General features: G+C 37.3%; 7 protein-coding genes. All 7 read left to right on the forward strand.

Translation table 11 applies throughout. The features are described 5' to 3' along the window. Positions 1-132 precede the first annotated feature (132 nt). The 7 genes from U9P79_09950 to U9P79_09980 all read left to right on the forward strand — a co-directional run bounded on the left by U9P79_09950 (position 133) and on the right by U9P79_09980 (position 8,238). Complete coding sequence (locus tag U9P79_09950) at positions 133-1,449, forward strand: cyclic 2,3-diphosphoglycerate synthase (protein MEA2104945.1); 1,317 nt, start codon at positions 133-135, stop codon at positions 1,447-1,449. 33 nt (positions 1,450-1,482) lie between these two features. Continuing rightward, positions 1,483-1,746, forward strand: a complete 264-nt coding sequence (gene rpsO / locus U9P79_09955) for a 30S ribosomal protein S15 (protein ID MEA2104946.1) — start codon at positions 1,483-1,485, stop codon at positions 1,744-1,746. Between the two features lie 195 nt (positions 1,747-1,941). Beyond that, positions 1,942-4,050, forward strand: coding sequence for a polyribonucleotide nucleotidyltransferase (pnp, locus tag U9P79_09960; protein ID MEA2104947.1), 2,109 nt, complete (start codon positions 1,942-1,944; stop codon positions 4,048-4,050). Positions 4,051-4,088: 38 nt separating this feature from the next. Further along, positions 4,089-5,186: a UDP-N-acetylglucosamine 2-epimerase (non-hydrolyzing) gene (gene wecB / locus U9P79_09965; GenBank protein MEA2104948.1), complete on the forward strand. Its 1,098-nt coding sequence runs from the start codon at positions 4,089-4,091 to the stop codon at positions 5,184-5,186. 16 nt (positions 5,187-5,202) lie between these two features. Then, complete coding sequence (gene galE / locus U9P79_09970) at positions 5,203-6,210, forward strand: UDP-glucose 4-epimerase GalE (GenBank protein ID MEA2104949.1); 1,008 nt, start codon at positions 5,203-5,205, stop codon at positions 6,208-6,210. 127 nt (positions 6,211-6,337) lie between these two features. Continuing rightward, a complete protein-coding gene (locus U9P79_09975) occupies positions 6,338-7,660 on the forward strand; it encodes a UDP-glucose/GDP-mannose dehydrogenase family protein (GenBank protein MEA2104950.1) in 1,323 nt (440 codons plus the stop codon). Positions 7,661-7,752: 92 nt separating this feature from the next. Further along, on the forward strand, positions 7,753-8,238 hold the full coding sequence (locus U9P79_09980; protein MEA2104951.1) for a 3-isopropylmalate dehydratase: 486 nt from the start codon (positions 7,753-7,755) through the stop codon (positions 8,236-8,238). Positions 8,239-8,253 lie beyond the last annotated feature (15 nt).

Below are 8,253 nucleotides of genomic sequence, written 5' to 3' on the forward strand. Positions count from 1 at the left end.
AGCGAAAGAGAGAAGAATAGCGTTTTAATTTTTACATAATTAGTTGCTTCGAGTTTCATTATCCGATTTACTTGACAGAAAGTAACAAGGTCAAAGTTAGAGGCATAAAATTAATCTGAAAGGAAAAGATATATGAAAAAAAGAGTTATAATTATGGGTGCAGCTGGAAGAGATTTCCATAATTTTAATTTGCACTTTAGAGATAATAAAGAATTTGAGGTGGTTGCTTTTACCGCAACGCAGATTCCTGACATTGACGGAAGAAAATATCCGGCAGAACTTGCCGGAGAATTATATCCCGAAGGAATCCCTATTTATGATGAAAAAGAAATCAAAACCTTGATCAAAGATAATAACATTGATCAGGTTGTTTTTGCATATAGTGATCTTCCCGATAATAAAGTAATGGAAAAAGTAGCAATCATAAACCAAGCAGGACCGGATTTTGTTTTAATGGGCTTGGATAAATCAATGGTTAAAACCGAAAAACCATTAGTAACAGTTTGTGCAATCCGAACCGGTTGTGGAAAGAGCCAGACAACGAGAAAAGTGGTGGAAAACCTAAAAGCAATGGGATTGAAAGTTGTTTCTATCAGACATCCTATGCCTTATGGTGATCTGGCAAAACAAAAAGTGCAACGGTTTGCAGAAATGGCAGATCTGGAAAAACATAAATGCACGATAGAAGAAATGGAAGAATACGAACCGCACATAAAAATGGGAAGCGTTATTTATTCCGGCGTGGACTACGAGGCAATCGTACGCGAAGCAGAAAAAGAAGCCGACGTAATTGTTTGGGACGGTGGAAATAACGACACGCCTTTCTATACATCTGACAAAGAATTAAATATCGTAGTTGTTGATCCCCACAGACCCGGTCATGAATTATCCTATTATCCCGGCGAAACAAACCTGCTCAATGCCGATGTTATTGTGATCAATAAGATAGATTCCGCAGAACCGGAAGCAATTCAAATTGTGCGTGATAATATCCGCGAATTCAATCCTGATGCAATCGTAGTGGATGGAGCATCTCCTTTAACGGTTGACAAGCCTGAATTAATTCGGGATGCCAAAGTGCTGGTTGTGGAAGATGGACCAACTCTCACTCATGGTGAAATGAAATATGGTGCAGGAATTGTTGCTGCCGAAAAATATGGAGCAGCCGAATATGTTGACCCACGCGACTTTGCAGTAGATTCAATTTCAGATACGTATGATAAATATCCTGAAATCGGCATATTGCTTCCAGCAATGGGTTATGGAAAACAGCAGATTGAAGACCTCGAAAAAACTATTAATGCTGCAGAATGCGATGTGGTCGTTATCGGAACGCCAATAGATTTGAAAAGAATTATTAAGATCAACAAACCGGCAGTTCAGGTTGGTTATGAACTACAAGAAATTGGAAATCCCAAACTAAAAGATATTCTGAAGAAATTTATCTAATATGTTATTTTCTTAGGTTGAAGGAAAAAAATTATGGAAAAACAAGTAAAGCAAACTATTATCGAAAAATTCAAAGTACACGAGACCGACACAGGCTCTCCGGAAGTCCAAGTTGCAATATTAACAACAAGAATCAATGAAATTACGGAACATTTGAAGATTCACAAAAAGGATCATAATTCCCGCCATGGATTATTGAAGTTAGTTGGACATCGCCGAAGTTTGTTAGGTTATCTTAAAGGGATTGATGTCAGACGCTATCGCTCTTTAATTAAGGCTTTGAATTTAAGAAAATAATTTGAAAATAAGTAAAATTAAATCGAACTCCGGTCCCGAAAGCTTTCGGAATGTAAAAAATTCAACGGGGTTCAACCTGTTAAATAAAATCGTGAATTTTCACAAAATGATTTAACAGGGAAAACAAAACGAACAACTTTTGTTCGAAACATACAAAAGGTGTGATCCGCGGATTGCACCTGTATTGGAGTAAACATGTTAAAAAAAATGATTAGAATGGAAACTGAATTTGCCGGCAGGAAACTTACATTGGAAACAGGCAGAATGGCTAAACAGGCAAATGGTTCGGTTTTTGTTCAATACGGAGGAACTTCTGCACTTGTAACCGCTACGGTTTCCAAGACGAGAAGAGAGGGAATGGATTATTTTCCGCTCGTAGTAGATTTTGTGGAAAAAATGTATGCCTCCGGAAAAATTCCGGGTGGTTTTTTTAAAAGGGAAGCAAAACCTTCTACAAACGCTACCCTTACGGCAAGATTGATTGACAGACCTATAAGACCCTTATTCCCAAATGGATTTAGAAACGAAGTTCAGGTAATTGTTACAGTTCTGTCTTATGATAAAAAAAATTCACCGGAGGTTGTCGGAATGCTGGGAGCATCAGCTGCTCTTTCAATTTCAAATATTCCCTTCCACGGTCCTATCGCCGGTGTAAAAGTCGGACTCATTGATGACGAATTGATTATCAATCCCAACTTGGAGCAAATGGAAAATTCCGCTCTTGATCTCTCTGTAGCAGGTAAAGAAAATGCAATAATGATGGTCGAGGGTGGAGCTTACGAAATATCTGAAGAAAAAATGGTGGAAGCTTTGGATTTCGCTCATACCGAGATTAAAAAGATTATCGAATTTCAGAATGAATTTATCGAAAAAGCTGGAATCGAGAAAACAGAATTCGAGTATGATGTTGAGGATAAAGAAATGTTACAAGAAGTTTCCGATCAAGTTAAGGAAAAATTGAAGGTGGCAGTTGTTGCAAATTCAAAAGAAGCTCGCCAGGATGCGATTGATGAAGTTAAAGCCGATTTAATTGAATTCTACGAGGAAAAATTTGACGAAGATGAATTTAAAGAAAAAAAATCACAAATTTATTCTGCTTTTGACAATACAATTTCTGATGTGATAAGATCAAAAGCAATGAATGAGGGAAAAAGAATTGATGGTAGGGGATTTGATGATATTCGCGAAATTACTTGTGATGTAGATATTCTTGCTCAAACTCATGGTTCTGCCCTTTTCACACGCGGTGAAACTCAATCTCTCGGTGTTACAACTCTCGGAACCGGTTCGGATGAAAAAATGATCGATAATCTTGATGAAATGTTCAAAAAAAGTTTTTATCTTGATTATAATTTTCCCCCTTTTAGCGTTGGTGAAGTTAAATTCCTACGTGGACCAGGCAGAAGAGAATTGGGACACGGACATCTCGCAGAGAGAGCACTTATACCGGTGATTCCCACAACAGAAGAATTTCCTTATACAATTCGTATTGTCTCTGAAATTTTGGAATCCAACGGTTCCTCTTCTATGGCAACGGTTTGCACCGGTTCTATGTCCTTGATGGCTGCCGGTGTACCAATTAAACGTCCGGTAGCGGGAATCGCAAACGGATTGATAATTGAGAATGGAAAACATGTCATTCTTACGGATATTCTCGGTACGGAAGACCATTATGGCGATATGGATTTTAAAGTTACCGGAACTGAACTCGGAATAACTGCTTTGCAAATGGATATCAAAGTTGAAGGGATTACTCGCGAAATTATGAGCGAGGCTTTGCAGAAAGCAAAAATATCTCGAAAAATAATTCTTAACAAAATCGTTCAAACAATCGAATCCAGCCGTTCTGAAGTTTCGGAATTCGCTCCGAAAATTTCAATTATTCAGATTGATAAGAAAAAAATCGGCCATATAATTGGACCGGGCGGAAAAATAATTAATGCAATAATTGATGAAACCGGCGTAACCATAGACATTGACGATGACGGCTCAGTTCGAATCGGCTCAACTGATGCTAAAATGATGGAACTCGCCAAGAAAAAAATATTAGGGATCGTGGAAGAACCGGAACTTGGAAAAATTTATCGAGGCAAAGTTAAAGGCGTGAAAGATTTCGGTGCTTTTGTAGAATATTTGCCCCATAAAGAAGGATTGGTTCATATTTCCAATCTCGCCAAAACACGCACAAAAAACACCACCGATGTTGTTAATATCGGTGATGAAGTTAATGTGAAAGTCATCAAAATTGATGATAATGGAAAAGTGGGTTTAACCATGAAATTTGTGAATCAGGATAAAAAATAAAATCAATCTTTAAATAAAAAAAGTATTTAAGAAATTAGATGAAGATAGTTCTGGTAGTTGGTGCAAGACCGAATTTTATGAAAGTTGCTCCCGTTTATTTTGCCTTGAAAAACGCTGAAAATTTTGAGCCGATTCTTGTGCATACCGGGCAACATTATGATCACAATTTATCAGAAATTTTCTTTAATCAGTTAGGGTTTCCCGAGCCGGATAAATATCTCAATGTCGGTTCGGGTTCTCATGCTGTTCAAACTGCAAAGATAATGGTTAAGTTCGAGCAGGTTCTTTTTGACGAAAAGCCCGATATGGTCATGGTTGCCGGCGATATAAATTCTACGATAGCTTGTGCTCTCGACGCCGTGAAATTACATATTCCGGTTGCACATCTCGAAGCCGGTTTGCGTTCTTTCGATCGCAAAATGCCGGAAGAGATCAATCGTATCCTCACTGATTCTATCTCCGATATTTTACTGACTCCATCTTCTGACGGAGACGAAAATCTGAAAAAAGAGGGCATTTCCGATAAAAGGATTTTCTTTGTTGGAAATGCTATGATTGATTCGCTAAAAAAACATGAGCAGACAGCCGATAAATCGAATGTTCTTGAAAAATTAAATTTGTTAAAAAATAATTACGGGCTCATTACTCTCCATCGTCCCAGTAATGTGGACGATAAAGTCAATTTCAAAAAAATTCTTTCCGCCTTTGCTGAAATTCAAAAGAAAATCCCTCTTGTTTTTCCAATCCATCCCCGCACAAGAAAACAAATAAAAAAATTCTCTCTTAAACCTGTAATTGACGAAATGAAAAATTTCCATCTTGTCGAACCGGTTGGTTACCTCGATTTTCTCAAGCTGGAAAAATATGCAAAACTGGTTTTAACCGATTCCGGCGGGATTCAGGAAGAAACCACGATTTTGAATGTACCTTGTTTGACGATTCGGGAAAATACAGAGCGTCCAATTACCATTCACGAGGGAACAAATCAGTTGGTCGGAACTGATCCCGATAAAATTGTTACTGCTGCTGAAAATATTCTCTCGGGGAAATTCAAAACCGGCAGTTCTCCAAAATATTGGGATGGGAAGACTGCTCAGCGAATTGTAAAAATACTAGAAGAGAAATTTAATAAATAATTTTTAGGGCTTTTAAATGAAAATATTAGTAACTGGCGGAGCAGGTTACATTGGCAGTCATGCTTGTTTGGAATTACTTAAAGCAGATTACGATGTATTTGTTGTGGATAATTTATCAAATAGCAAAGAGGAATCATTAAAACGAGTTCAAAAACTAACCGGTAAAAAATTAACATTTTACAAAGAAGATCTACTTGACAAATCAGCTCTTGAGGAAATTTTTTCAAAACACAAATTTGATGCTGTCATTCATTTTGCCGGCTTGAAAGCGGTGGGGGAATCCGTAGAAATTCCTTTAAAATATTATCACAACAATATTTGCGGAACACTTAATCTGTGCGAAGTAATGCAAAAGCAGCGTGTGTTCAATTTGGTTTTTAGTTCCTCCGCCACAGTTTACGGTGATCCTCTCAAAGTTCCAATTACCGAAGATTTTCCTACAAAAGCAACAAATCCTTATGGCAGAACAAAATTGATGATTGAGGAAATTCTACATGATATTTATCTTGCAAATAATTCGTGGAATATTGCTTTGCTTCGTTATTTTAATCCGGTGGGAGCACATCATAGCGGTGAAATCGGCGAAGACCCAAATGGAATTCCAAACAATTTGATGCCATTTATTTCTCAAGTGGCAGTTGGAAAATTAGCAGAATTATCCGTTTTTGGTGATGATTATCCCACAAAAGATGGCACAGGCATACGTGACTACATTCACATCGTTGATCTTGTTGAGGGGCATATTGATGCCTTAAAAAAACTTGAAGAGGAACCCGGATTAGTAATTTATAATCTGGGAACAGGTATTGGATACAGCGTTTTGGAGATAATTCGTGCTTTTCAGGAAGCTACCGGGAAAGAGATACCTTACAAAATTATTGGTCGCCGAGATGGTGATATTGCCACATGCTTTGCAGATTCATCAAGGGCAAAAAGAGAGCTCGGTTGGACAGCAAAAAGAGGAATAAAAGAAATGTGTGAAGATTCCTGGCGATGGCAAACCAAAAATCCAAACGGTTATTAAAATAGATTTGTCCAAAAAAATAAATACAAAAAATCATCCACAAGAAACCGCAAAAACGGATATTAAATAATCAGGAGTAAAAATATCCCTAATGTTTTATTTTGTGGCCAAACAAGGAGCTAAATAAATGAAAATCGCAATAGTTGGAACAGGTTATGTTGGTCTCGTTTCCGGAGCATGTATTGCTGAGATGGGGCACGAAGTTATTTGCGTTGATATTGATAAAACAAAAATAGACATGCTCCAGAATGGTGAAATGCCTATTTTTGAAAAGGGACTTAAATCTCTGGTGCTAAGTAATGTGGAAGGAAAACGCCTTTCTTTTTCTACGGATATTAAATCAGCTATCAGAGAATCATTAATCGTTTTCATCGCAGTTGGGACTCCACCTGATGAAGATGGTTCAGCCGACTTGAAACATGTACTCGCCGTGGCAAATGATATTGGAAATTATATTAATGATTACAAAGTTGTGGTTGACAAATCCACAGTTCCCATTGGAACAGCAGAAAAAGTGAAAGCCGAAATCTTCTCACAAATACAAAAAAGAAATCTCCAAATAGATTTTGATGTTGTTTCTAATCCCGAATTTCTTCGTGAAGGTGTGGCTATCGAGGATTTTATGAAGCCTGATCGCATCGTTGTCGGCTCGGATTCAGATAAGGCGAGTGAAATAATGCGAGATTTATATCAATCTTTCAATTTTCAAAAAGACAGAACGATCTTTATGTCGGTAGAATCTGCAGAGATGACAAAATATGCAGCAAATTCACTTCTTGCAACGAAAATTTCTTTTATGAATGAAATCGCCAGATTATGCGAAAAAGTTGGGGCAAACGTAGAAGATGTGCGGCGAGGAATCGGCTCGGATACAAGAATCGGATATAAATTTCTTTATTCCGGCATCGGCTATGGTGGTTCTTGTTTTCCAAAAGACGTAAAAGCTCTTATCCGAATTGCGCGAAAAAATGAAGTTTCTTCGCACATTCTGGATTCCACGGAAAAAGTAAATGAAGAACAAAAAATGGTTCTCGTTGATAAAATTTGCCAACATTTTGGTGAAGATCTGAATGATAAAACCTTTGCCCTTTGGGGGCTCTCTTTCAAACCGATGACAGATGATATGCGAGAAGCACCGGCAATCGTTATAATCAATGAACTTATCAAGCGTGGTGCAAAAATACAGGCTTATGATCCGGAAGCAATGGAAGAAGCAAGGCGTATTTTCGGTGAAAATTCTGCCATAAAATATTACGAGGAACAGTATTCCGCTCTCGACAATGCAAATGCTTTACTTCTGATTACAGAATGGCATCAATTTAGAAATCCGAATTTCAACAAAGTGAAAGAACTTCTTAAAGAAAAGGTTGTCTTTGATGGCAGAAACCAATATAATCCGGAAAAAAGTCGTGAAAACGGTTTTATTTATTATTGCATTGGAAAACAGTAGGCTACCGTAAAAATAATCAAATGAAAAATAATTGTAACTCTCTGTTAAATCATTGTTTAACGGTGAGTTTTTATTAGCAAACGGAGAAAAAAATGAGCGTGTTTTATTACGAGCAAGATAATATTAATACTGATTTAATGTTCCCCGGGAAATACACCTACGAATCTTCTGACCCGGATTTTATTAAAGAGCATTTGTTTGAAGACCTTGACAATGAATTTTCCCACAAAGTAAAAGAAGGTGATATTGTTTTTGTAGGGAAAAATTTTGGGTGTGGTTCTTCGAGAGAGCAACCTTCGGTAGGATTGCGTTATGTGGGCGTAAAAGCCATTGTAGCAAAATCATTTGCGAGAATATTTTATCGTAGTGGAACCAATCAGGGATTATTACTTATCGAATGCCCGGAAGCTGTAGATGCTTATAATGACGGTGATGTAGTAAAAATTGATGAAAAAAAAGGTGAAGTGAAAGTTGGAGAGCAAATATTTGAATTTCCCCCTTTACCGAAGCAGATGCAAGAAATAATAACAAATGGTGGACTACTGAAGAATATAAAAAAATCTTTAGAAACTAAATAGAGTCTGTCCGTAAAG

It is taken from the genome of Candidatus Cloacimonadota bacterium (genome assembly GCA_034661015.1).
Classification (GTDB): Bacteria; Cloacimonadota; Cloacimonadia; order JGIOTU-2; family JGIOTU-2; genus JAYEKN01.

Excerpts from the sequence above, each read along its gene's own strand:
- U9P79_09950 (MEA2104945.1), top strand. The coding sequence starts at position 133 with ATGAAAAAAAGAGTTATAATTATGGGTGCAGCTGGAAGAGATTTCCAT.
- rpsO (MEA2104946.1), top strand. The coding sequence starts at position 1,483 with ATGGAAAAACAAGTAAAGCAAACTATTATCGAAAAATTCAAAGTACAC.
- pnp (MEA2104947.1), top strand. The coding sequence starts at position 1,942 with ATGTTAAAAAAAATGATTAGAATGGAAACTGAATTTGCCGGCAGGAAA.
- wecB (MEA2104948.1), top strand. The coding sequence starts at position 4,089 with ATGAAGATAGTTCTGGTAGTTGGTGCAAGACCGAATTTTATGAAAGTT.
- galE (MEA2104949.1), top strand. The coding sequence starts at position 5,203 with ATGAAAATATTAGTAACTGGCGGAGCAGGTTACATTGGCAGTCATGCT.
- U9P79_09975 (MEA2104950.1), top strand. The coding sequence starts at position 6,338 with ATGAAAATCGCAATAGTTGGAACAGGTTATGTTGGTCTCGTTTCCGGA.
- U9P79_09980 (MEA2104951.1), top strand. The coding sequence starts at position 7,753 with ATGAGCGTGTTTTATTACGAGCAAGATAATATTAATACTGATTTAATG.